Genomic DNA, 23506 nt, shown 5'->3' with positions numbered 1-23506 from the left:
GGCGCTGCAGCTTGCGCGGCTTCACATTTGCTCAAAGGAATACACATGGAATGGCTGACCAATCCGGAAATCTGGATTGCCTTCTTCACCCTGACGGCCCTCGAGATCGTCCTGGGCATCGATAACATCATCATGATTTCGATCCTGGTCAGCCGCATGCCCAAGCATATGCAGGCGCGCACCCGGATCTTCGGCCTGGCCCTGGCCATGGTCACGCGAATCCTGTTGCTGCTGTCGATCACCTGGGTCATGCAACTCACCGCGGACCTGTTCGTGGTCTTCGGCCAGGGCATTTCCGGTCGCGACCTGATCCTGTTCTTCGGTGGCCTGTTTCTGTTGTGGAAAAGCTCCCAGGAGATGTACCACGCACTGGAAGGTGAAGACGAAACCCACGACGAGCCGGGCGGCAAGGGTGGCAAGTTCATCTACACCATCATCCAGATCGCGATCATCGACATCGTGTTCTCCCTGGACTCGGTGATCACTGCGGTCGGCATGGTTTCCCATGTGCCGGTCATGGTCGCTGCGATCGTGGTGGCCGTACTGGTGATGATGCTGGCTGCGGGCACCATCAGCGAATTCATCGACAAGCACCCGTCGCTGAAGATGCTGGCGCTGTCGTTCCTGCTGGTGGTGGGTACAGTGCTGATCGCCGAATCCTTCGACGTGCACGTGCCAAAAGGCTACGTCTACTTCGCCATGGCATTCTCGCTGGCAGTAGAAGCGGTGAACATCAAGATGCGTACCGCCATCGCGAAAAAGAAGAAACAGCAGGATCCTGTGAAACTGCGCAAGGACATTCCGGGTCAATAAACCTGACCCGCTGCTGTTGATCGTTGTTGATCGCTGTTGATCGTTCCCACGCTCCGCGTGGGAATGCCGCCTCAGGACGCGCCGCGTCCGCCCTCAAAGCGACGTAGAGCGTCGCGGGATGCATTCCCACGCAATGCGTGGGAACGATCTTCATGACAGTTTTGTTTCAATCCCCACTTTAGCTATGCGATGCTGGCGCAGAGCCCATTCGCCAACTACAGCTTAAGTACAAGACGTAGAACGGCACGCGGCAATTCTCATTTGCTCTTTCTGGAGCACACCCACACGGGGGGCCGAGCATGCTGACCTTGCTCAATCTGCTTTCCGCCGTGACCCTGCTTATCTGGGGCACGCACATCGTCCGTACCGGCATCTTGCGGGTCTACGGTTCCAACTTGCGCCAAGTCATCGGGCAGAACATGTCCAAGCGCTGGCTGGCGTTTATCGCCGGTATCCTGGTGACGGCCATGGTCCAGAGCAGCAACGCCACGGCGATGCTGGTGACGTCGTTTGTCGGCCAGGGCTTGATGGGCCTTATGCCGGCGCTGGCGACCATGCTCGGTGCCGACGTCGGTACGGCATTGATGGCGAGGGTACTGACCTTCGACCTGTCCTGGCTGTCGCCACTGCTGATTTTTCTTGGGGTGATTTTCTTCCTCTCGCGCAAACAGACGCGGGCAGGGCAGATGGGCCGCGTCGGTATCGGCCTGGGCCTGATCATTCTGGCCCTGCAACTGATCGTCGAAGCCGCCGGGCCGATTACCCATGCCCAAGGCGTCAAAGTTATCTTTGCCTCGCTGACCGGCGATATTCTGCTGGATGCCTTGGTCGGTGCTCTGTTTGCGATGATTTCCTACTCCAGCCTGGCCGCCGTACTGCTGACCGCCACCCTGGCCGGCGCCGGTGTGATCGGCCTGCATGTGGCCATCGGCCTGGTGATCGGCGCCAACATCGGCAGCGGCGTGCTCGCCTTCCTCAGCACCAACATGCAGAACGCCGCCGGCCGCCAGGTCGCGCTGGGCAGCTTGTTGTACAAACTGATCGGCCTGTTGCTGATTATTCCGGTGCTCGACCCGCTCGTACGCTGGATGGATGGTTTGGACTACAGCGCCCAAGGCATGGTCATCACCTTCCATGTGCTCTACAACACCACGCGCTGCCTGATCCTGCTGCCGACCATCGGGCCAATGGCGCGCCTGTGCGCCTGGTTGCTGCCGGAGCAACAGGAAACCAACGGCAAGGCCAGGCCCCGTCACCTGGACCTGGCCTCGCTCGCCACCCCAAGCCTGGCGCTGGCCAACGCGGCCCGTGAAACCCTGCGCCTGGGCGACCTGATCGACAACATGCTCACCGCCATGCTCGAAGTGCTGCGCGGCAAGCAAACCGCGATCACCCAGGAAATGCGCAGCCTCAGCGACGACGTCGAGGCCCTCTACAGCGCGATCAAGCTTTACCTGGCGCAAATGCCCCGCGAAGACCTGAGTGAACAGGACAGCCGCCGCTGGGCCGAGATCATCGAGCTGTCGATCAACCTCAAGCTGGCCGGCGACCTGATCGAGCGCATGCTGCGCAAAGTCCAGCAGCAGAAAACCTCACAGCGCCGGCAGTTCTCCGAAGTCGGCCTGGAAGAACTCACCGGCCTGCACAGCCAGTTGATTGCCAACCTGCGTCTGGGCCTGTCGGTGTTCCTCAGTGCCGACCCGGAAAGCGCCCGCCAATTGCTGCGCGAAAAGCGCCGTTTCCGCGCTCAGGAGCGCCGTCTGGCCCATGCCCACGTCAGCCGTTTGCAGCGCAAAATCGTACAGAGCATGGAGACCAGTTCCCTGCACCTGGAGCTGATTGCCGACATGAAACGCCTGAACTCGTTGTTTTGCAGCAGTGCTTATGTAGTGTTGGAAACCTCAGACACCGGCGCGCTCTCCGCCGAAGATATTGCCGACATCACTCATTCGCCCTGAACGTACGATGGCCCGTGAAGTCAGTTAACAATGGACCTCACCCGCCAGGAAGCTTGTTATGCGTCGCCTGTTACTTGCCTGCCTGCTCATGGGCTCGGCACACACCTTTGCCTTTGACCGCCTGCAAGTCGAAGGCTACACCTTGCCCAATGGCCTGCAATTGCTGCTCAAGCCGGGCACCGAGCGTGGGCACGTGGCGATCCGCCTGGTGGTGGGCGTAGGCCTGGATGACTTTCCCTGCGACGAAAAAGAACTGCCGCACCTGCTCGAACACTTGCTGTTCAGCGGGATCGATGGCGGTGGTGAAGGCGACCTTGAGGACCGCATGCAGGCCCTCGGCGGCGAATGGAACGCCTACACCAGCAATGCCGATACCACCTTTGTAATCGAGGCACCCGCGCAAAACCAGCGCAAGGTGCTGGACCTGTTGCTGGCGATCCTCACCCGCACCGAACTGACCGACGCCAATATCAATGCGGCCAAAAAAGTGGTCGAGCGCGAGGACGGCGGCCATTACTCGCACCTGCAACGCTTGCTCGACCGCCAGGACCTGGGCCACACAGCCAGCAACCAGTTGGCCGTCGAACTCGGGCTCAAATGCGCCGAACGTGCCGAAGTCAGCCAACTGACCCGCGATCAGTTGCAAACCCTGCGCACGCATTGGTACGCCCCCAACAACATGACACTGATCATCGTCGGCGACCTCGACAAACTGCTGCCGGCGTACCTGGAACGCACTTACGGTCAACTTGATCCGGTCGACCCCACCGAGCATCGACCACTGCCGGAAATCCAGCACACCGCCGCCAGCCATCGCGACCTTATCCACGGGTGGGTCGGTGACAGCGCCAAACTGCACTGGCTGTTCCCCGAACCGGTTTTGGACGACCAACACGATGAAACCTACGATTTGCTCAAGGACTACCTCGACTGGGCGCTGTACCGTCAGCTGCGCGTCAAGCACGGTTTGTCCTACGGCCCGTGGAGCGAACGCGAAGTGCTCGGCGGCGTCGGCTTCCTCAGCCTGAATGCCGACCTTGAGCGCGACAATCTTCCTGAAGCCGAACAGGTTTTGCAGGACCTCACGGCGCAACTGCTCAAGGACGGCCTCGACCCGGCGGTCTTCAACCGCTTGCAGCAAGCCGCTATTGCGCGCCAAGCCTGGGCAGTGCAGGGCAACAGCGCGCTGGCCGACTATTACTGGAGCGCTGCCGGCGACTATGCCGATGGCCATATCAGCGACCCTGCCAAGCGCATCAAGGCTGTCAACCTGGCGCAAACCAACCAGGCCATGCGCGAGGTGTTTAACCAGAAGGGCTACTGGCGCATCGAAAAACCGCTGCTGAGCTATGACGCCCTGAGCTGGATCGGGGCCGGCCTGCTCGCGCTGATCGCCAGTGTGTTGATCGGCGTGCGTCTTTATCGCAAACGGATCACGTAATGAGGCACCGAACACCGGGCTAAGACGTTATTCTGTCTGAGATTTTTCCTACACCAAGTGTGAATCGCCAATGCCAAATCTACCGCCCCTTATCCAGCGCATTATCGAACTGATCAAGCGCTATCCAGGGGTGATTGCACTCGGCGGTTTTATCTCGGGTGTGTGCAGCTTCATCCTGGTGGATCGCCAGCAGGGCATGGCCAGTTGGATTGCAGTGATCATGCTGGTGAGCTGGCTGTGGTTGATGCTGGAAAACAGCTTTACCCAGCTGTTCGCCAAAGTCTTCAAGCGCGAAATCCCCGAGCCGCTGCTGCGCTACGCGACCCAGATGATCCATCAGGAAAGCCTGTTCTTTGTATTGCCGTTCTTTTTCGTCACCACCGCCTGGAACAGCGGCCAGTCGGTATTCACCGGTCTGCTCGGCGCGGCGGCGCTGGTGTCGATCACCGACCCGCTGTACTACAAGTGGCTGGCACCCAAGCGCTCGCTGTTCCTGGCGCTGCACACCCTGACCTTGTTCGCGGCACTGCTCACCGCACTGCCGATCATCCTGCACCTCACCACCGCCGAAAGTTACAAGTTGGCGCTCGGCGTGGCCATGGCATTGTCGATCCCGAGCCTGGCCGTGAGCCTGCCGCTGCGCAGCATCAAGGGCTGGTTGATGCTGCTCGGGGTGACGGCCGCCATTGGTTGCGCCGGCTGGTTCCTGCGCAGTTGGGTGCCGCCGGCCACCTTGTGGATGACCGAAGTGGCGATCAGCACCCAGCTGCAAGACCGCACACCGGGCGATGACCTCAAGGAAGTCACCGCCTCCCAACTGCGCAGCGGCGGGCTGTACGCCTACACCGCGATCAACGCACCGCGCGGGCTGGATGAGCGGATTTTCCATGTGTGGAAATTCAACGGCCAGGAGGTCGACCGTATCGCCCTGGATATTCATGGCGGGCGCAAGGAAGGCTATCGCGCCTGGACCCACAAGCAGAACTTCCCGGCCGACGCCGTGGGGCGCTGGCAGGTGCAGGTGTTGACGGAGGATGGGCAAGTCATCGGTGTGCTGCGCTTCAAAGTCACTGACCCAGCACAAACGGACAACCCAAAGTAGGCCGTATCGTGCTATTACGTACGGATTGTGGATAGCCAAACAAGCTCGGAGCTTATGACCACTCGTACCACGGCCGGCGCAGCCCACCTCGACACATCCAGCGTTCCCCCGTTACTCAGGATTACGGGGGACTGGACGCTTGCCCACTACGCCAATCTTAAAAAGCTCAGTGACAAACTCGATGGCCAATACGACGCCGGTGCGCGCATCGACCTCAATGGCCTCGGCGCCCTGGATACCGCGGGTGCCTCGCTGCTGGTCGAGTTGCTGGGCCCGGACCGTATCGAGCGTTCCGCCGAGCAGACCGATTGCAGCTTGTCTACCGCCGACCGGGCACTGCTCAAAACCGTCTACCGCTCTCTGAACGATTTCTGCGTACCCGACAAAGAACCGGAAGAAGCCGCCGGTATCCAAGTGCTGGCGCGTATCGGCCGGGCCGTCGACACGGTATGGCAGGACGGCATGAAACTGCTGGGCTTTATCGGCCTGATCCTCGAGACCTTCGCCCGTGGCGTTTTGCGCCCCAAGCGCTGGCGCATCACACCGATGGTCGCGCATATCGAACAAACCGGCCTCGACGCTGCGCCCATTGTCGCGTTGCTGACCTTTCTGGTGGGTGCCGTCGTGGCGTTCCTCGGCGCCACCGTGCTCAAGAGCTTCGGTGCGACGATTTTTACCGTGGACCTGGTGGCGTTTTCCTTCCTGCGAGAATTCGGCGTGTTGCTCACCGCCATCCTGATCGCAGGCCGAACGGCCAGTGCCTTCACCGCGCAAATCGGCTCGATGAAGGCTAACGAAGAAATCGACGCGATCCGCACCCTGGGCCTGGACCCAATGGAACTGTTGGTGCTGCCACGGGTAATGGCGCTGCTGGTGTCGCTGCCGATGCTGACATTTTTGGCGATGCTCTCGGGGATTGTCGGCGGCGGCGTGGTGTGTGCCGTGGCCCTGGATATTTCACCGGCGATGTTTCTCTCGCTGCTGCAATCGGACATTGGCGTACAGCACTTTTTGGTGGGCATGGTGAAAGCGCCGATTTTCGCCTTTCTGATCGCGGCGATTGGCTGCCTTGAAGGCTTCAAGGTCAGCGGCAGCGCCGAGTCGGTAGGCGCGCATACCACCTCCAGCGTGGTGCAGTCTATTTTCGTGGTGATCGTGCTGGATGCGGTCGCCGCGATGTTCTTTATGGAGATGGGCTGGTGAGTCGTCTACACCGTGCGCCCACTGAGGCGGTGATCGAAGTGCGCGGCCTGTGCAATCGCTTTGGCAGCCAGAGCGTGCACGAGAACCTCGATCTGGATTTGTACAAAGGCGAGATCCTCGCGGTGGTCGGCGGCTCCGGCAGCGGCAAGTCGGTGCTGCTGCGCAGCATCGTCGGCCTGCGTCGACCCAGCGAAGGTGAGGTGCGGGTGTTTGGCAAGAACCTGCCCAACCTGCCCGAGCATGAACGCTCGCTGGTGGAACGGCGCTTTGGCGTGCTGTTCCAGAAGGGCGCGCTGTTTTCCTCGCTGACGGTCACCGAAAACGTCGCCCTGCCGTTGATCGAACACGCCGGCCTCAGCCGTCGCGATGCCGAGCACCTGGCGGCGGTCAAGCTTGCCCTGGCGGGGCTGCCGTTATCGGCGGCGGATAAATACCCGGCGTCACTGTCCGGCGGCATGATCAAGCGCGCCGCTTTGGCGCGGGCGTTGGCACTGGACCCGGACATTCTGTTTCTGGACGAACCCACCGCCGGCCTCGACCCGATTGGCGCGGCGCAATTCGACCAACTGATCCTGACCCTGCGCGATGCGCTGGGCCTGAGCGTGTTCCTGGTCACCCACGACCTCGACACGCTGTACACCATCACCGACCGCGTGGCGGTGCTGGCACAGAAGAAAGTGCTGGTGGCCGATGCCATCGATGTTGTCTCGGAAACGGACGACGCCTGGATTCACGAATATTTCCACGGCCCCCGTGGCCGCGCGGCATTGGATGCCGCTCAATCGCTTAACGAGGTATGACATGGAAACCCGAGCCCATCATGTGATGATCGGTCTGTTCAGCGTGATCGTGGTGGTCGGCGCAATGCTGTTCGGCCTGTGGCTGGCCAAGTCCAGCGTCGACAGCGCCTTCCAGGACTACGAGGTGGTGTTCAACGAGGCGGTCAGCGGCCTGTCGCAAGGCAGTTCGGTGCAATACAGCGGAATCAAGGTGGGCGATGTCACCAGCCTGCGCCTGGACCCGAAAGACCCGCGCCGGGTACTCGCACGCATTCGCCTGGCCGGGCAGACACCGATCAAGGAAGACACCCAGGCCAAGCTGGCACTGACCGGCATCACCGGCACCTCGATCATCCAGCTCAGTGGCGGCACGCCGCAAAGCCCGGAGCTCAAGGGCAAGGACGGCAACCTGCCGGAAATCATCGCCTCGCCGTCACCCATCGCGCGTCTGCTCAATAACAGCAACGACCTGATGACCAGCATCAACCTGCTGCTGCACAACGCCAACCACATGTTCTCGCGGGAGAACGTCGAGCGCCTGAGCAACACCCTGGACAACTTGCAACAAACCACCGGCGCCATTGCCGACCAACGCGGTGATATCAAGGTGGTGATGCAACAGTTGATGCAGGTGAGCAAACAGGCGAGCGCCGCGCTGGAACAGACCACCACGCTGATGCGCAATGCCAACGGCTTGCTCAACGACCAGGGCAAGCAAGCCTTTGGCAGTGCCGAGCAGGCCATGAAGTCGCTGGAACAAAGCACCACGACCATCAACACCTTGCTGACCAACAACAAAGACTCGGTGAACAGCGGCATGCAGGGCCTCAATGAACTGGCACCGGCCGTGCGCGAGCTGCGCGAAACCCTCGGTTCGCTGCGCGCCATCTCCCGTCGCCTCGAAGCCAATCCCAGCGGTTACCTGCTGGGCAGCGACAAGAACAAGGAGTTCACGCCATGAAGCGTGCTTACCAACTAATCGCCCCGCTGGCCTTGGTGCTGATCAGCGCTTGCTCGATCCTGCCCAAGCCGGATCCGTCCGATGTGTATCGCCTGGCTTCGGCGCCCACCAGCAGCCAAGGCACGCCAGTGAGCTGGTCGCTGCGTGTGTCCAAGCCGCAGAGCAGCGAGTTTCTCGACAGCCCGCGTATTGCCGTAGTGCCAAACGGCGACCTGATCAGCAGCTACGCGAACTCACGCTGGAGCGACCCGACGCCGGTGTTGCTGCGCAATCGGTTTATGGACGGTTTCCAGCGCGATGGGCGGGTGACGCTGCTGAGTACCGACGAGACCAACCTACAGGCCGATTTCGAGCTGGGCGGGCAGTTGCAGGCGTTTCAGAGTGAGTACCAAGGCAGTGCGGTGGAAGTGGTGATCCGCCTGGATGCGCGGTTGGTGCGTGGCAGTGATCAGCGGATTATTGCCAGTCGGCGGTTTGAGGTGAAGCAGCCGGTCGGCGAAACAAAGGTGCCAGCGGTAGTGGCGGCGTTTGGGCAGGCGGGGGATCAGTTGAACAAGCAGGTGGTGGATTGGGTGGTGCAGCAGGGCAATGCTGCTGCGAAACGCTGAGTGCCTCTTCGCAGGCAAGCCAGCTCCCACATTTGACGGTGTTCACAAATCAAAATGTGGGAGCTGGCTTGCCTGCGATAGCTATTCAAGCCTTAACCAAAGAACCAGTAGCACACCGCAATCGCCGCCACCACACCAGCAAACTCCGCCAGCAACGCACACCCAACCGCATGCCGCGCCCGCTGAATGCCCACCGAACCAAAGTACACCGCCAACACATAAAAGGTGGTCTCGGTGCTGCCCTGAATCGTCGCCGCGACTAACGCCGGAAAGCTGTCCACGCCTTTGGCCTGCATGGTCTCAATCAACAGCGCCCGCGCCGCGCTGCCGGAAAACGGCTTGACCATCGCCGTCGGCAACGCGTCGACAAAGCGCGTGTCCATGCCCGTCCAGGCCACCACATGGCGAATGCCTTCCAGGCCGAAGTCCAGCGCCCCGGAAGCGCGCAATACGCCCACGGCGCAGAGCATCGCCACCAGATACGGCAGCAGGTTCCTGGCAACATCGAAGCCCTCTTTGGCACCTTCGACAAATGCCTCATACACCTTCACCTTGCGCAACGCACCGATCACCAGAAACAGCATGATCAAGCCAAACAGCGTCAGGTTGCCGAGGATCGACGACAGGCCCGCCAGCGCTGTGGCGGACAAGGTCGCCAGCAATGCCATAAAGCCACCCAGTACCAGCGCGCCGGGTATCAGATAGGCCAGCACCACCGGGTCCCACAAGCGCAGGCGCTGCATCACCGCCACCGACAGCAGGCCCACCAGCGTAGAGGCGCTGGTGGCCAGCAGGATCGGCAGGAACACCAGTGTCGGGTCGGCGGCGCCTTGCTGGGCGCGGTACATGAAGATCGTCACCGGCAACAGCGTCAGCGAGGATGCGTTGAGCACCAGGAACAGAATCTGCGCGTTGCTCGCGGTGTTGGGGATGGGGTTGAGTTCCTGCAACGCCTTCATGGCTTTCAGGCCAATCGGCGTGGCGGCGTTGTCCAGGCCCAGACCGTTGGCGGCGAAGTTGAGGGTGATCAAGCCAATAGCCGGGTGGCCGGCGGGCACTTCCGGCATCAAACGGCGAAACAGCGGGCCGAGGGCCTTGGCCAGCCAATCGACGATGCCCGCTTTTTCGGCGATGCGCAAAAAGCCCAGCCATAAGGTCAGGGTGCCGAACAGCAGCACCATCACGTCGACCGACAGTTTGGCCATGGCGAAAATGCTTTCGACCATCGCCGCAAAAATCCCGGCATTACCGCCAACCAGCCATTGCGCCAGTGCTGACACCATTGCCACGACAAAGAAGCCAAGCCACAGGCCATTGAGCATCAGTTGAATCCCCCGAAAGATGGGGCGAATGATAGCGGGGCTGACAGAAACGACAAACCCCGGAATTCTCCGGGGTTTGTTTTAAAGCAGCGGCGCTATCAGCCGCGGGTAGCTTGTGCAGTCGGCAAGGCTTCTTTGCTGCGCCAGTGCGGCAGCGAGTTCCAGTAGCGCTCGCCTTTGGCATCGTCGTACATGCCTTCCCAACGAGAGATAACCAGAACGGCCAAGGCGTTGCCGATCACATTGAGTGCGGTACGCGCCATGTCCATCACACGGTCGACACCGGCGATGAAGGCCAGGCCTTCCAGCGGAATGCCCACGCTGCCCAGGGTGGCCAGCAGCACCACGAAGGACACGCCCGGCACACCGGCGATACCTTTGGAGGTGACCATCAGGGTCAGTACCAGCATCAATTGCTGGCCGATCGACAGGTCGATGCCATACAGCTGCGCGATAAAAATGGCCGCGATGCTCTGGTACAGGGTCGAACCGTCGAGGTTGAACGAGTAGCCGGTTGGCACTACGAAGCTGCAGATGGCCTTCGGCGCACCGTAGGCTTCCATCTTCTCGATCACACGCGGCAGCACGGTTTCGGAACTGGCGGTGGAGTAGGCCAGCACCAACTCATCCTTGAAGATGCGCATCAGCTTGAGAATCGAGAACCCGAACAGGCGGGCGATCAGGCCCAGTACCGCAAAGGCGAAGAACAGGATGGCGACGTAAACCAGGATCACCAGCTTGGCCAGCGGCAGCAAGGAGGCGAAGCCGAAGTTGGCGACCGTTACCGCGATCAAGGCAAATACACCGATTGGGGCGTACTTCATGATCATGTGGGTCACTTTGAACATGCTCTCGGACACGCCCTGGAACATGGTCACCAGCGGCTCGCGCAGCTCAGGCTTGAGGCTCGACAAGCCCAGGCCGAACAGCACCGAGAAGAAGATGATCGGCAGCATGTCGCCACGGGCAACGGCGGCGAAAATGTTCGACGGGATCAGGTTGAGGATGGTTTCGATGAACGCATGCTCATGCTGCACTTCGGCGGCGGTGGCGGTGTATTTGGAAATGTCGACGGTACCCAGGGTACTCATGTCGATGCCGGCGCCCGGGTGGAACAGGTTGGCAAGCAACAGGCCGACCACAATGGCGATGGTGGTGACCACTTCGAAGTAAAGGATGGTTTTGACGCCGATCCGCCCCAGCTTCTTCGCATCACCTACGCCGGCGATGCCGACAATCAGCGAGGAAATCACAATCGGGATCACGATCATCTTGATCAGGCGGATAAAGATATCGCCCGCCGGCTGCAACACATTGCTGATCCACCAGGCTTTTTCAGCACTGAAATGGTTGAGCACTGCACCGATTGCGATCCCCAGTACCAAACCGATGAGGATCTGCCAGGCGAGGCTTAGCTTTGCCTTCTTCATGTCATTACCCTTACTTCAAGTGGACTTAAGGCAAATGCGCCACTCGCAACGCTCGCAAGCGAAAAAGTGTGCGCATTTGCCTCCATGGAAGGTCACCGCAGCATGGCCGAAATGGCTTACTGGCAGGCGAAAAAAGGCGCAACTATTCCCATGCAAGGGTTCGACGTCTAATGCCGTAAACGCCTACCCTATGCCGAATCGGCATGACTTTTTTTGAAATTAACTGTCCGAACGGTCAGTTCAAATCCGCCATTAAAGCCCGTGAATATGCCGTTAACCGGCCAATACCGGCTCGCTCAGAGATGTTGGACGACTTATATAGGTTGGCGGAAATGCCTGGGAATTCACTGACCTGGCGCCAGAAATGTCCTATGGCGCAGCTAAAATTTTCTCGATAGATGGTCGCTACGAAACACCAAGTAATGGTTGGGCGCGCGCAAAAGAGAAATTGTCGGCTATGAGCCGTATAAGAAGCGGAGCATGAGAGTGACAAGCCCGTCGCAAGTTCAGCAAGCGTGAGGGCTTGTGAACTTGCGTCGCAGCTTTTCACCTGACCCGGCCCTTGCGCAGGCACTCCCTGTACCCGTAGGTCACGCCGATCTCGATTGATCAGAGCAACCCGGCCCCCTGGTCATGCATCACCCTTGGTGGGTGATGCAGACAGAAAGAAGCAAAGGGCTTCTTTCTATGGACGCCGGCTCCGCAGACGACAGACGCGTCAGACGGAACCTAGTACCAATTCGGATCTTTCTTCAGTTGCTCCATCAGCAACTTCTGCATGCCTTCGTTCGGCTTACCGATAAAACGGTAATCGGCGTGCCGTGTCGGGGACTTGTCTGCCGGTAAACCGGCCGGGACTTCCACCAACATGGCGTAGGCATCTTCCTTGTCGTAGCTGAAGGCAACGATCAGGCGCTTGTTCAGGCACGTATCTGCAGTTTCACAGAGCGGCCCCACCAAGTACTTCTCGCCATCCTCTTCTACAGCGTTCATTTGTTCGGCCGTACCGGACAGGTTCATCACCCATTCCGGCAGGCGCTGTTCTTTCTTCACCACGCTTTGCCAGGTTTCGCGGTACTGCTTGTCCGCGCTGAGCAATTCGTTGGCTCGGGATTGGCCGTCATTGGCGGCCATCACCAAGCCGCTGCCGCCCAAGAGCAGGGCGGCAACTATGGCTTTAAAGGACAAATGGGTCATATTCAGCCTCGGCCGCGACGACCAAAGAAGAACGAAGCGATGAACATCACCAGGAAAACCACAAACAGAATTTTTGCGATACCCGTGGCAGTGCCCGCGATACCACCGAAGCCCAGGACTGCAGCCACAATGGCGATGATCAGAAATGTGATTGCCCAACTCAACATGGTGATTCTCCTTACGCTTTTTTAGAGGTAACAGCGGTAGTGCCGTACAGCCGCTCAATACAAGCGACCTTTTCTTGCTTAGAACACCCAACGCTCCTGGGCTGGCAATTCACCCAGGGTCGAACCCTGGTCTGCCACTCTCAATTGCGGGGCGGTTGCATCAGTAGTAGCGCTGGCACTGCCAACGGAACGGAAATGGGTTTGGGTCATCGACGGACGTTCGAATTGCGGGGTTTGCTGCTGACTTTGCTGCCAATGCTGCATCTGCTGGCCGGCAATCAACGTGACCATCAAAGCCAGGCTGGCAAACAGACCTTGCTGCATGCGCAGTGGCGAGACACGTAGTTGGCTGAGGCTTTGGCGAGTCATGCTGCATTTCTCCCGCATTCTGATTATTCGTTGGGAGAGCTATTGCAGAGTGCATGCCAGTTTTTTTACAAAATAAAACTCAATAAAATCAGTAGGTTATGAATACACCAGGACTGTATCGGACAGCATCCTGCACGATACCCCTTTGCAGGCCGTGCGAAATGCACGATGGTCAGTGGTCGGGTCAACGGATCGAAAGTGCAGGAGGCGTTGCCGAAGTGGCAGGAAGGCATGAAAACGCCATCAATCGGCGTCTTTGTAGGAGAACGTGAAGATACCTGCGCGAAGATGCCTTTTATGAATCAGAATAAACCATGCAACTTGCCCGATTAATCCGGGACTAAACACCATCATTTATAGTTAAGGAGCGCGGGACAGATGGAATCAGCCAAGGAACTTCAAGGCCGCATTCTTTTAGTGGATGACGAATCCGCAATCCTCCGCACCTTCCGTTACTGCCTGGAAGATGAAGGCTACACCGTAGCCACAGCCAACAGCGCCGCCCAAGCCGATGCCTTGATGCAGCGTCAGGTATTCGACCTGTGCTTCCTGGACCTGCGCCTGGGTGAAGACAACGGCCTGGATGTGTTGGCCCAGATGCGCATCCAGGCGCCATGGATGCGCGTGGTGATAGTGACCGCGCATTCGGCCGTGGACACCGCCGTTGACGCGATCCAGGCCGGCGCCGCCGACTACCTGGTCAAGCCGTGCAGCCCAGACCAACTGCGCCTGGCCACCGCCAAGCAGTTGGAAGTGCGCCAGCTTTCGGCACGCCTGGAGGCGCTTGAGGGCGCAGTGCGCCAACCCAAGGACGGCCTCGACTCCCACAGCCCGGCGATGATGGTAGTGCTGGAAACCGCGCGCCAAGTGGCAGGCACCGATGCCAACATTTTGATCCTGGGCGAGTCCGGCACTGGTAAAGGCGAGCTGGCCCGGGCCATACACGGGTGGAGCAAACGCTCGAAAAAATCCTGCGTGACCATTAACTGCCCGTCACTGACAGCGGAATTGATGGAAAGCGAATTGTTCGGCCACAGTCGCGGCGCCTTTACCGGGGCCAGCGAGAGTACCCTGGGCCGGGTTAACCAAGCCGACGGCGGCACGCTGTTTCTCGACGAGATCGGCGACTTCCCCCTGACTTTGCAGCCAAAACTGCTGCGATTCATTCAAGACAAGGAATATGAACGCGTAGGCGACCCGGTCACCCGACGTGCCGACGTGCGCATCCTGGCGGCCACCAACCTGAACCTGGAAGACATGGTGCGCGACGGCCGTTTCCGGGAAGACTTGCTCTATCGCCTCAACGTCATCACCTTGCACCTGCCGCCGCTGCGCGAGCGCAGTGAAGACATCCTGACCCTGGCCGACCGTTTCCTGGCGCGCTTCGTCAAGGAATACGCCCGGCCTGCGCGCGGCTTCAGCGATGCCGCCCGTGAGGCGCTGCTTAACTACCGCTGGCCGGGCAATATCCGTGAACTGCGTAACGTGGTGGAACGGGCCAGCATTATTTGCCCGCAGGAAAAGGTTGAAATCAGCCACCTCGGCATGGCCGAACAGCCGACCAACAATGCCCCGCGTATCGGCGCAGCGCTGAGCCTGGACGAGCTGGAGAAAGCCCATATCGGCGCCGTTCTCGCTACCAGCGACACCTTGGATCAAGCGGCCCGCACCCTGGGCATCGACGCGTCGACCCTGTACCGCAAACGTAAACAGTACAACCTGTGAGCTGTACCTTATGAAGCTTGCGATGAAACTGCGCACTCGGTTGTTTCTGAGTATCTCAGCGCTGATCACCGTCGCCCTGTTGGGACTGGTCCTGGGACTGGTCAGCGTCATGCAAATGGCCAAGAGTCAGGAGTCGGCGATCCGCAGCAACTTCATCACCCTGGACCTGGGCCTCAAGCTGCGTCAGACCTTGGGCGACCAGTTGATCCTGATGCTGGAGGAGCAGCCCGACCCCGCTGCCCTGCAGACGTCCAAGCAAAACTATTTTGCCCTGCTGGACCAAGGCATCGCCCATGAACAGCAGGACGGCAGAACCAGTGGCTTCAGCCAGGCTCGCATCGACTACCTGAATTTTCTCAAGGCGTTTGACGAGGCTCAGCGAAGCTCACTGGCCAACAGTAAAAACGAAAAGCTCACCGAAACCTTCAATACATTGCGCAATGGTTTGATCGCCGAGCACAAACAAGCCCTGGAAAATATCAACGACAGCGAACATAAGTCGCGCAATCGTGCCTTGTTGATCGCCGGCCTGCTGGGACTGGTCGGCCTGGCGGTGTTGATCATCGGCTTCGTCACCGCCCATGGCATCGCCCGGCGCTTTGGCGGGCCAATTGAAGCCTTGGCCAAGGCCGCCGACAAGATCGGGCAAGGCGATTTCGAAGTGACGCTGCCGATCTCATCGGCGGCAGAAATGAATCAGCTGACCCGTCGTTTCGGCATCATGGCCGAAGCACTGCGTCAGCATCAGGCGACCAATATCGATGAATTGCTGGCCGGCCAGCAACGCCTGCAAGCAGTGCTCGACAGCATCGACGACGGCTTGCTGATGATTGACCGCCAAGGCCGCCTGGAGCACCTTAACCCTGTGGCACAGCGTCAGTTGGGCTGGGACGAAGAGCGCCTCGGCCAGGGCTTGGGTGAAGCCTTGGGTCGCCCTGAGATGGATGAGCAACTGCAACTGGTGCTGCGCGGCGGCAACCTGGAGCGCGCGCCGGACGATCTGGAAGTGGAAGTCGAAGGCGAACTGCGCCTGCTGACCTACAGCCTGACGCCGGTCAGCCATACCCAAGGGCATATTCTAGGCGCGGTGATGGTGCTGCATGACGTCACCGAACAACGCGCGTTCGAACGGGTGCGCAGCGAGTTCGTCTTACGCGCCTCCCACGAGTTGCGTACGCCGGTGACGGGCATGCACATGGCCTTCGGGCTGTTCCGCGAACGGGCGAAGTTTCCCGCCGAGTCCCGTGAAGCGGACCTGCTGGATACGGTCAATGAAGAAATGCAGCGCCTGATGCAGTTGATCAACGATTTGCTCAACTTCTCGCGCTACCAGAACGGCCTGCAAAAACTCACCCTCGGGCCGTGCGATGTCACCGACCTGCTGGAGCACGCGCGAGGCCGGTTCACGGAGCTGGCGAACGCACAGGACATCGAACTGCTGGTAGAAGCCCAATCCGAGTTGCCCAGGCTGTATGCCGACCAGGTTCAGCTCGAACGTGTACTCGATAACCTTCTAGGCAACGCTTTGCGACATACCGCCAACGGTGGCCAGATTCGCTTGCAGGCGCGCCGCCACGGCGAACGGGTGATTATCAGCGTCGAAGATAACGGCGAGGGTATTGCTTATGGCCAACAGGGGCGCATCTTTGAGCCCTTCGTACAGGTAGGCCGCAAGAAAGGTGGCGCCGGCCTCGGGCTGGCGTTGTGCAAGGAGATCGTACAGCTGCACGGCGGCCGGATGGGCGTGTATTCGCGGCCGGGGCAGGGTACGCAGTTCTATATGGCGTTGCCGTTGTAGCCTGGCTGGAAAAAATGTGAGGCTTGCCCGCGATTGCGGTGGTTCAGCCAAAACTTTATTGACTGACACTCCGTCATCGCGGGCAAGCCCGCTCCCAAATTTGCATCGGCTTACAGCTTATCGGCGGTTCAATGCGCTCAGGATCGCAGCACTTTCCGCATCCGGCGTGCCGTCAAACCGTGATGGCCGGAAGTGCATCTGGAACGCCGCGATTACATGTCGCGTGGCCACATCCAGCTCACCTGTCTGCGGCGTCGGGTAGCCCAGGCGCGCCAGTTCTTCCTGGAACCACGTGATACTCGGCAGGCTGACGGCATATTGCTGCTGGAACCGAGCCACCGCCTGTGCATCCGGCCACACACCCAAACCTTCAGCCGCCAGGCGCTTCCACGGGAACAACGGGCCCGGGTCGAGCTTGCGCAATGGCGCAATGTCGCTGTGGCCGATGATGTTCTTGGGGTCAATGCCGTTGCGTTTGCTGATGTCCTTGAGCAACACCACCAATGACTGCACCTGGGCCTCTGAGTACGGGTACCACAGGCGGCCGGTCGGCGAGTCCATATAACCTGGGTTAACAATTTCGATGCCAATGGAGCTGGAGTTGAGCCAGGTGCGGCCCGCCCACTCGCTTTCACCGGCGTGCCAGGCGCGCTGGCTCTCGTCCACCAGCTTGTAGATGGTGCCTGAGGCGTCGTCGCCGATAAGGTAATGGCTGCTGACCTGGCCGTGTGTGAGCAGCGCCAGGGAGCGCTCAAGGCTGGCCGAGGTGTAATGGACAATGACGAACTGCACCCGGTTGTCGTGGTTCGACGAAGGATGGCTGGTGTTCAGCCGCGGGCCGCTGGCGCAGCCGGCGAGCAGGAGAAACACAAAGGCGATGCAAAAAGATTTCATGGCGGAAGACAGTACGCAGAAGACGATAATGCAACAGTGTAACGGATGGTTAGGGGCTCGACGGTCAAATCACAAAATGGAACATCTTTTACGCCGCCTGCACCCGGTTGCGTCCAGCTGCCTTGGCCCGGTACAACGCCTCATCGGCACGTTTTAGCGCCAGGTCACTGCGTTCTCCCGGTTGAAACTGCGCCACGCCCATGGACACCGTGATGGTCACCGGCTCGCCCTTGAAGTGAAACGGGCACGCTTCGATGGCCGAACGCAGCACCTCACCCACGTCCAGCGCATCTGCCAGGGCTGAGTCCGGCATCAACAATACAAACTCTTCACCCCCAAATCGCGCGATAAAATCGTCGGGGCGCAGGCGCTTGCGCAACACATTGGCGATGATCTTCAGCACCTTGTCGCCCGCCAAGTGGCCGTAGCCATCGTTGATGCGCTTGAAGTGGTCCAGGTCGAGCATGGCCAGTGACAGGCTGTTGCCGCGCTGATGCCAGCTATTCACTTCATGATCCAAGCGCTCGCTCCAGGCCGCACGGTTGGGCAGGCCGGTGAGCGGGTCGATCAAGGCCTTCTGGCGCTGCACTTCCAGATGCTCGCGATAACCTTGGGCTTCCTGCTCCATGTTCGCCACCCGCTCGGCCAGGCTTTTGAGCCGTGCCGCGACTTCCTGCTCGCGCTGGTCACGCTGCTGCTGGTGTTCGTCCATGGTGCCGAGCAGGCCTTCAAGGTGGCTTTCCAGTACCTGCTTGAGGCTGTCCAGGTCGGCAGCTTCCTGCACGCTGCTTTGCAGGCCGTCGACCTGTTCACGGATCTGCGTATCCAGTTCCCGCGCGGCCGAGCGGCTGTCGGCGTGCCCTTCGCTGGCCACCTGCAGATGGCCCTGAAAGGCTTCAAGGCGTTCATTGAGCTGCTTGAGATAGGCCTCGAACTCATGCTGGCCGCTGTCTGTAATCGCCAGCATCAGCACCGCCAGGTCATCGAGGATCGGCAGCAATTCGTACCAGTTCAAGCCGTGGGCCAAGCGCTCGCGCATGGCTTCGGCCTGGGGCCGGTGGCGCTCGGGTAAGGACAGATCCTCCAGCAAGCCGAGCAAGGTGTCTTCGATATGCTTGGCGACCGAGCTGTAGGACGGCTCGGGGGAGTCGGGCAGGGCATAGGTGCCGTCCGGTTGCAGCGCATCGGGGTCGGGTTCGCAGGTTTCCAGCACAGGCGGAAGCGACAGGCTGCCGATGACCGTTTGATCTGGCGTGTCGACCTCAACCTGCGGTTCTTCGATAAATGCAGCAAGGGCGCTTTCGGGCGCGGCTTCATCTAGTGCTGGCTCGGGCACCTCTGGCTCAGAGACTTCGACAGGCGCGACGGAGACTTGCTCCAGCGCCGGAGCCTCGAAGACAAAGGTTTCGCCGGCGACTTCAGCCACTTTGACCGGCTCAGCGGGTTCAGGTTGCGCGGCGGCCGGCGTTACCGGCAATGGCGCGAAGGCGCGCAAGGCCTGGGTCAGCTCTTCGGATTGCGCGGGTTCCAGAGCCTCGGGCGCGGCTTTGGCAGCGTCAGGTTTCGGCGCCGGCGGTTGCGGTGCATTGAGCGGGGCAGATTCAACCATCGGCGCCTCATTCGACACATCCTTTGCACCAAACAGGCGTTGCAGCAGGCCTGGCCCAGAGCGCGCGGCTTCGCCTTCAGGCTCCAGGTTATTCAGCGCCTGCCCTTGCAGGCTGCTCAATTCGCTGAGCAGCAGCGGAATCTCACGCGCCTGGCCGACTCGGCCATCAAGCTGCTTGGCAAAGGTTTTCAGCGGGCGGGCGACTTCACGCGGCAGGGGCAGCTTCTGCAACTGCGCAACCAAGGCAGTCAGCGCAGTACTGATCTGGTCGACCCGGGTTTCGCGGCGCTGCTCCGAGTCGAGCACGGCCTTTTCCAGGCGTGGCAGCAAGGCGGCGAGGGCGGCGTCCATGTCGTCGGTGCGCACCACATCGCGCATCTCCTTCATGCATTGATCAACCGCTCGGTCAGTACCTTCCGCCGCCAGCGTGCTGCGCACCAGGCCTCGGCGCAGCAGGTCGAGGCGCGCGGCCCAGCGGCGTTCGAGCTTGTCTTGCTGCTCAACGCTTTTAAGGTATTTCTCTTTCCAGCGCTGGGCGTCGTCGCTCATGCAAGGGGTCCGCGAGGGCCTGGGCTCAACGCGGGCAATGCATCAGCCGTGAGCGAACCCGGCAGACGAATCTCTACCGCGACCGGCAGGTGATCGGAAATGGGCTGCGCCAGCACCTGCACACTTTCCAGTGTGAGGCTCGGGCTGAGCAGGATATGGTCGAGACAACGTTGCGGGCGCCAGCTGGGGAACGTGGCTTCGACTTGCGGCGCCAGTAACCCGAGGTCGCGCAACGGCGAATTCTGCAACAGATCGGTGGCATGGGTGTTCATGTCACCCATCAGCACCTGGTGTTTGTAGTTGCCGATCAGATCACGCACGTAGGCCAACTGGAGGTTGCGTGTACGCGCTCCAAGCGCAAGGTGCATCATCACCACCACCAAGGCTTCCGGGCCTTCGCCGAAACGCACAAGAATCGCGCCGCGCCCTTTTGGGCCGGGCAACGGGTGATCTTCGATGGCCGTCGGCTTCAAGCGGCTGAGCACGCCATTGCTGTGCTGCGCCAGGCGCCCGAGGTTGCGGTTGAGTTGCTGATACCAATAAGGGAAAGCACCGAGATGGGCGAGATGCTCCACCTGATTGACATAACCGGAGCGCATGCTGCCGCCGTCGGCTTCCTGCAAGGCGACCAGATCGAAGTCGTTGAGCAGGTCGCCGATTTTCTGCAGATTACCGGTACGCCCTTTGTGCGGCAGCAGATGCTGCCAGCCACGGGTGAGGTAGTGCCGATACTTCTCGGTACTGTTGCCCACCTGGATATTGAAGCTGAGCAGCCGCAGACGGCTGTCTGCCGGCAAGCCCGTGGACTCCAGGTGGTGTTCGTTGACCCGCGGTTCATGCAGGCCAACGCTACGTTCAGTACCCCAGCCGCGCATGATGGCCCCCTTACTTGGCTGCGCGCTCTTTAGCGATCAGTTGGTCGGCAACATTGAGGGTTTGCTCAGGACCACCGGTAGTGCCCAGGTCGAAACGGTATTTGCCGTTGACGATCATGGTCGGTACGCCTTGTACGCCGTACTTCTGCGCGAGTTCCTTGGCCTGTTTGATTTGGCCCTGGATAGCGAAGGAGTTGAAGGTGGCCAGGAACTTGTCCTTGTCGACGCCTTGGGTGGCAACAAAGTCAGCCATTTCGTCAGGCTTGGTCAGGCGCTTGCCTTCTTTCTGAATCGCATTGAATACAGCGTTGTGAACCTTGTGCTCGACACCCATGGCTTCCAGGGTCAGGAACAGTTGACCGTGGGCATCCCATGGGCCGCCGAACATGGCTGGAATGCGTTTGAAATTCACGTCGGACGGGAGTTTTTCAACCCAAGGGTTGATGGTCGGCTCAAAAGCATAGCAATGCGGGCAGCCATACCAGAACAGCTCCACCACTTCGATCTTGCCTGGCTCCGAAACCTGCACCGGGGTAGCCAATTCAACATAGGTTTTACCGGCTTCAAGCGGCACATCGGCAGCGTGTGCGGTCATGCCGAAGAGGCTGGCAGTGACGAGAGCGGCGCTGAGGATCAGATTACGCATGCTTTACTCCTGGACAAATAAAGTCGCCTCACGCGACCTTTAGTTGTGACAGGTCTACGCGGGCATGAGTTCGTTAGTGTAACGGCACCGGCCACAAAAAAGGGCGGCCTAAGCCACCCTTTTTATGCTTGCATCGATGGATTAATCGAGCGTTAACGTCCCAGGCCCAATCAGTGCAGGCCCTGAATATAGCTGGACAGCGCTTCGATATCTTTATCCGAAAGTTTCGCCGCAATGTCAGTCATCATTTTGTTGCTGGCATCGCCATCGATGGAGCGAACCTTCTCGCGAAAGTCCTTCAATTGCTTGGCGGTGTATTGGGCGTGCTGACCACTCAGGTGAGGGAAACCCGCCTCGGCCAGCCCACTGCCACCTGCAATGTGACAAGCCTTACAGGCAGGCATGCCACCAATAGGCTGGTCTTCGGCGAGCTTGCCGCCTTGGAACAACGCCTGGCCTTTATCAACGAGCTTCGGATCAGCAGCTCCCACACTGCCTTTCTGGCTGGCAAAATACGCCGCGATGTCCGCCAGGTCCTGATCGCTGAGATTGGTCAGCAGACCGGTCATTTCCAGCACCGTGCGCTTGCCGTCCTTGATGTCGTGCATCTGCTTGGTCAGGTAACGCTCGCCCTGGCCTGCCAGTTTGGGGAAGTTCGGCGCCGGGCTGTTGCCATCCGGTCCATGGCAAGCACCACATACGGCGGCTTTCGCCTGGCCCGCTGTAGCGTCGCCTGCAGCATGGGCAACACCGGTGATGCCCAAGGTCAACAGCAGACTCACGATCAGTTTGTTCATCAGCTAATCCAACTACGGCTAAGGGTTTAAGAGTTATCTACCGGGTTTACTCACCATCAACTCGTTGATGGCCTGGTAATCCTCAGTACTGCAGTCCATGCACAAACCACGCGGCGGCATTGCCTTGAAACCCTGAGTCACGTGTTGCATCAGCTTAGCCATGCAAACTCGGTTGTACAGCGCCTCTGGATCCTGTGTAGCCTGAGCGCCTAAAAGCGCGATCAGGACACCAAAAGCGCGCAACCATCAGGTCATACATCGACCTTTTCAGGGTTTGAGAGCGTTTTGCGTTCTAATGCGCAATGAAGGTCTTTCGCTCCCGTGAACTTCATCCTTCGCTGGGACAAAGCACACACAAAATCTGCGGCATTATATACTGGCGCTACTGAAACGGAAACGACACCGCTTGCCGCACCCTTTCTCGGCACCGCCCACATCGGAAATCTCATGCAACTCAAGAATCCCATCCTCGGCCTGTGCCAACAGTCCACGTTCATGCTCAGCGCCGCCAAAGTGGACCAATGCCCCGATGACGAAGGCTTTGAAGTGGCCTTTGCCGGCCGCTCCAACGCCGGCAAGTCCAGCGCGCTGAACACCCTGACCCACGCCAGCCTGGCGCGCACCTCGAAAACTCCAGGCCGCACGCAGCTGCTCAATTTCTTCAAGCTAGACGATGATCGGCGTCTGGTCGACCTGCCGGGCTACGGTTACGCAAAAGTACCTATCCCGTTGAAGCTGCACTGGCAGCGTCACCTGGAGGCGTACCTGGGTGGCCGCGAGAGTTTGAAGGGTTTGATTCTGATGATGGACATCCGTCATCCAATGACCGATTTCGACCTGCTGATGCTCGACTGGGCCGTCGCCAGCGGTATGCCAATGCATATCCTTTTGACCAAGGCCGACAAGCTGACCTACGGCGCGGCCAAGAACACCTTGCTCAAAGTGCAGTCCGAAATCCGTAAGGGCTGGGGCGACGCGATCACCATCCAGTTGTTCTCGGCGCCCAAGCGCATGGGCCTGGAAGACGCTTACACCGTACTGGCCGGCTGGATGGAATTGGCAGACAAGGGCGCGGAAATCGCCGAATAACTTTTCTGCGGGCAAAAAAAACCCCGGACTTCGTATGGGGAGGGGAAGTTCGGGGTCCAAGTTCCGGACCGCTAGGGCGGGGTCCAGATATCTGCCAACACTTAACACAACATAGGAGCATTGAAGGGCTTCACCACCCATTCAGTAACTCTGAGTAGCAGTTCACGGGTTAAG

The 23506-nt window shown here is 59.8% G+C and carries 22 protein-coding genes; 11 read left to right on the top strand and 11 right to left on the bottom strand.

What is annotated here, in order from left to right:
• The first annotated feature begins 45 nt into the window (after nt 1–45).
• From ASE80_RS23575 to ASE80_RS23540, 8 genes are all read left to right on the top strand, one after another.
• Nucleotides 46–813 carry a TerC family protein gene (locus tag ASE80_RS23575; protein WP_017139071.1) on the top strand — a complete coding sequence of 256 codons (768 nt, stop codon included), beginning with the start codon at nt 46–48 and terminating at the stop codon, nt 811–813.
• Between the two features lie 299 nt (nt 814–1112).
• Complete coding sequence (locus ASE80_RS23570; RefSeq protein WP_017139072.1) at nt 1113–2771, top strand: Na/Pi cotransporter family protein; 1659 nt, start codon at nt 1113–1115, stop codon at nt 2769–2771.
• 58 nt (nt 2772–2829) lie between these two features.
• Nucleotides 2830–4212, top strand: coding sequence for a M16 family metallopeptidase (locus ASE80_RS23565; RefSeq protein WP_056861028.1), 1383 nt, complete (start codon nt 2830–2832; stop codon nt 4210–4212).
• Between the two features lie 70 nt (nt 4213–4282).
• A complete protein-coding gene (locus ASE80_RS23560; RefSeq protein WP_056861027.1) occupies nt 4283–5314 on the top strand; it encodes a DUF5924 family protein in 1032 nt (343 codons plus the stop codon).
• A 54-nt stretch (nt 5315–5368) separates the two neighbouring features.
• Nucleotides 5369–6517 (top strand): ABC transporter permease, encoded by a 1149-nt coding sequence (locus ASE80_RS23555; protein WP_056861026.1) that lies wholly within the window; start codon nt 5369–5371, stop codon nt 6515–6517.
• The gene (locus tag ASE80_RS23550) at nt 6514–7317 is read left to right on the top strand and encodes an ABC transporter ATP-binding protein (RefSeq protein ID WP_056861025.1); all 804 of its coding nucleotides are present in this window, start codon (nt 6514–6516) and stop codon (nt 7315–7317) included. The genes ASE80_RS23555 and ASE80_RS23550 overlap by 4 nt, the downstream gene beginning before the upstream one ends.
• A 1-nt stretch (nt 7318) precedes the next feature.
• On the top strand, nt 7319–8257 hold the full coding sequence (locus ASE80_RS23545; protein WP_056861024.1) for an MlaD family protein: 939 nt from the start codon (nt 7319–7321) through the stop codon (nt 8255–8257).
• Nucleotides 8254–8865, top strand: a complete 612-nt coding sequence (locus ASE80_RS23540) for an ABC-type transport auxiliary lipoprotein family protein (RefSeq protein ID WP_056861023.1) — start codon at nt 8254–8256, stop codon at nt 8863–8865. The genes ASE80_RS23545 and ASE80_RS23540 overlap by 4 nt, the downstream gene beginning before the upstream one ends.
• Before the next feature lie 92 nt (nt 8866–8957).
• On the opposite strand, the gene ASE80_RS23535 is transcribed toward ASE80_RS23540, so the two are convergent.
• From ASE80_RS23535 to ASE80_RS23520, 5 genes are all read right to left on the bottom strand, one after another.
• Nucleotides 8958–10187: a nucleoside recognition domain-containing protein gene (locus ASE80_RS23535; protein WP_056861022.1), complete on the bottom strand. Its 1230-nt coding sequence runs from the start codon at nt 10185–10187 to the stop codon at nt 8958–8960.
• 98 nt (nt 10188–10285) lie between these two features.
• Nucleotides 10286–11617, bottom strand: a complete 1332-nt coding sequence (gene gltP, locus ASE80_RS23530; RefSeq protein WP_056861021.1) for a glutamate/aspartate:proton symporter GltP — start codon at nt 11615–11617, stop codon at nt 10286–10288.
• 729 nt (nt 11618–12346) lie between these two features.
• Complete coding sequence (locus ASE80_RS23525) at nt 12347–12814, bottom strand: inhibitor of vertebrate lysozyme family protein (RefSeq protein ID WP_056861020.1); 468 nt, start codon at nt 12812–12814, stop codon at nt 12347–12349.
• 2 nt (nt 12815–12816) lie between these two features.
• The gene (locus ASE80_RS30425) at nt 12817–12981 is read right to left on the bottom strand and encodes a DUF1328 domain-containing protein (protein WP_003170804.1); all 165 of its coding nucleotides are present in this window, start codon (nt 12979–12981) and stop codon (nt 12817–12819) included.
• Nucleotides 12982–13059: 78 nt separating this feature from the next.
• On the bottom strand, nt 13060–13350 hold the full coding sequence (locus tag ASE80_RS23520) for a hypothetical protein (RefSeq protein ID WP_056861019.1): 291 nt from the start codon (nt 13348–13350) through the stop codon (nt 13060–13062).
• 378 nt (nt 13351–13728) lie between these two features.
• Between ASE80_RS23520 and algB the strand changes: the two genes are divergently transcribed.
• Together algB and ASE80_RS23510 are read left to right on the top strand one after the other, a co-directional pair.
• Nucleotides 13729–15075 carry a sigma-54-dependent response regulator transcription factor AlgB gene (algB, locus tag ASE80_RS23515; RefSeq protein ID WP_056861018.1) on the top strand — a complete coding sequence of 449 codons (1347 nt, stop codon included), beginning with the start codon at nt 13729–13731 and terminating at the stop codon, nt 15073–15075.
• A gap of 10 nt (nt 15076–15085) precedes the next feature.
• Nucleotides 15086–16873 carry a KinB sensor domain-containing domain gene (locus ASE80_RS23510; protein ID WP_056861017.1) on the top strand — a complete coding sequence of 596 codons (1788 nt, stop codon included), beginning with the start codon at nt 15086–15088 and terminating at the stop codon, nt 16871–16873.
• A gap of 117 nt (nt 16874–16990) precedes the next feature.
• Here ASE80_RS23510 and ASE80_RS23505 read toward each other — a convergent pair whose 3' ends face one another.
• The 6 genes from ASE80_RS23505 to ASE80_RS23480 all read right to left on the bottom strand — a co-directional run bounded on the left by ASE80_RS23505 (nt 16991) and on the right by ASE80_RS23480 (nt 22486).
• Nucleotides 16991–17767, bottom strand: a complete 777-nt coding sequence (locus ASE80_RS23505; RefSeq protein WP_056861016.1) for an N-acetylmuramoyl-L-alanine amidase — start codon at nt 17765–17767, stop codon at nt 16991–16993.
• 88 nt (nt 17768–17855) lie between these two features.
• Entirely contained in the window at nt 17856–19925 is a 2070-nt protein-coding gene (locus ASE80_RS23500) for a GGDEF domain-containing protein (RefSeq protein ID WP_056861015.1), read from the bottom strand.
• Complete coding sequence (locus tag ASE80_RS23495) at nt 19922–20803, bottom strand: endonuclease/exonuclease/phosphatase family protein (RefSeq protein ID WP_370589433.1); 882 nt, start codon at nt 20801–20803, stop codon at nt 19922–19924. Before ASE80_RS23495 ends, ASE80_RS23500 begins: the two co-directional genes overlap by 4 nt.
• Nucleotides 20804–20810: 7 nt before the next feature.
• Nucleotides 20811–21446, bottom strand: coding sequence for a thiol:disulfide interchange protein DsbA/DsbL (locus tag ASE80_RS23490; protein WP_056861014.1), 636 nt, complete (start codon nt 21444–21446; stop codon nt 20811–20813).
• A 170-nt stretch (nt 21447–21616) separates the two neighbouring features.
• Entirely contained in the window at nt 21617–22243 is a 627-nt protein-coding gene (locus ASE80_RS23485) for a c-type cytochrome (RefSeq protein WP_056861013.1), read from the bottom strand.
• Nucleotides 22244–22276: 33 nt separating this feature from the next.
• Nucleotides 22277–22486 (bottom strand): cytochrome, encoded by a 210-nt coding sequence (locus ASE80_RS23480; protein ID WP_236371297.1) that lies wholly within the window; start codon nt 22484–22486, stop codon nt 22277–22279.
• A 204-nt stretch (nt 22487–22690) separates the two neighbouring features.
• Between ASE80_RS23480 and yihA the strand changes: the two genes are divergently transcribed.
• Nucleotides 22691–23332, top strand: a complete 642-nt coding sequence (gene yihA / locus ASE80_RS23475) for a ribosome biogenesis GTP-binding protein YihA/YsxC (RefSeq protein ID WP_042943980.1) — start codon at nt 22691–22693, stop codon at nt 23330–23332.
• The last annotated feature ends 174 nt before the right edge of the window (nt 23333–23506 follow it).

Source organism: Pseudomonas sp. Leaf15, assembly GCF_001421425.1.
Lineage (GTDB): Bacteria > Pseudomonadota > Gammaproteobacteria > Pseudomonadales > Pseudomonadaceae > Aquipseudomonas > Aquipseudomonas salomonii.
Note: the sequence above shows the minus strand (reverse complement) of the source record. Positions and strands in the feature narration are given on the sequence as shown.

Coding starts and splice junctions, on each gene's coding strand:
- ASE80_RS23525 (WP_056861020.1), bottom strand. CDS start 12,814: ATGACCCATTTGTCCTTTAAAGCCATAGTTGCCGCCCTGCTCTTGGGC.
- ASE80_RS23520 (WP_056861019.1), bottom strand. CDS start 13,350: ATGACTCGCCAAAGCCTCAGCCAACTACGTGTCTCGCCACTGCGCATG.
- ASE80_RS23560 (WP_056861027.1), top strand. CDS start 4,283: ATGCCAAATCTACCGCCCCTTATCCAGCGCATTATCGAACTGATCAAG.
- algB (WP_056861018.1), top strand. CDS start 13,729: ATGGAATCAGCCAAGGAACTTCAAGGCCGCATTCTTTTAGTGGATGAC.
- ASE80_RS23510 (WP_056861017.1), top strand. CDS start 15,086: ATGAAGCTTGCGATGAAACTGCGCACTCGGTTGTTTCTGAGTATCTCA.
- ASE80_RS23565 (WP_056861028.1), top strand. CDS start 2,830: ATGCGTCGCCTGTTACTTGCCTGCCTGCTCATGGGCTCGGCACACACC.
- ASE80_RS23505 (WP_056861016.1), bottom strand. CDS start 17,767: ATGAAATCTTTTTGCATCGCCTTTGTGTTTCTCCTGCTCGCCGGCTGC.
- ASE80_RS23490 (WP_056861014.1), bottom strand. CDS start 21,446: ATGCGTAATCTGATCCTCAGCGCCGCTCTCGTCACTGCCAGCCTCTTC.
- yihA (WP_042943980.1), top strand. CDS start 22,691: ATGCAACTCAAGAATCCCATCCTCGGCCTGTGCCAACAGTCCACGTTC.
- ASE80_RS23500 (WP_056861015.1), bottom strand. CDS start 19,925: ATGAGCGACGACGCCCAGCGCTGGAAAGAGAAATACCTTAAAAGCGTT.
- gltP (WP_056861021.1), bottom strand. CDS start 11,617: ATGAAGAAGGCAAAGCTAAGCCTCGCCTGGCAGATCCTCATCGGTTTG.
- ASE80_RS23540 (WP_056861023.1), top strand. CDS start 8,254: ATGAAGCGTGCTTACCAACTAATCGCCCCGCTGGCCTTGGTGCTGATC.
- ASE80_RS23535 (WP_056861022.1), bottom strand. CDS start 10,187: ATGCTCAATGGCCTGTGGCTTGGCTTCTTTGTCGTGGCAATGGTGTCA.
- ASE80_RS23545 (WP_056861024.1), top strand. CDS start 7,319: ATGGAAACCCGAGCCCATCATGTGATGATCGGTCTGTTCAGCGTGATC.
- ASE80_RS23555 (WP_056861026.1), top strand. CDS start 5,369: ATGACCACTCGTACCACGGCCGGCGCAGCCCACCTCGACACATCCAGC.
- ASE80_RS30425 (WP_003170804.1), bottom strand. CDS start 12,981: ATGTTGAGTTGGGCAATCACATTTCTGATCATCGCCATTGTGGCTGCA.
- ASE80_RS23570 (WP_017139072.1), top strand. CDS start 1,113: ATGCTGACCTTGCTCAATCTGCTTTCCGCCGTGACCCTGCTTATCTGG.
- ASE80_RS23575 (WP_017139071.1), top strand. CDS start 46: ATGGAATGGCTGACCAATCCGGAAATCTGGATTGCCTTCTTCACCCTG.
- ASE80_RS23485 (WP_056861013.1), bottom strand. CDS start 22,243: ATGAACAAACTGATCGTGAGTCTGCTGTTGACCTTGGGCATCACCGGT.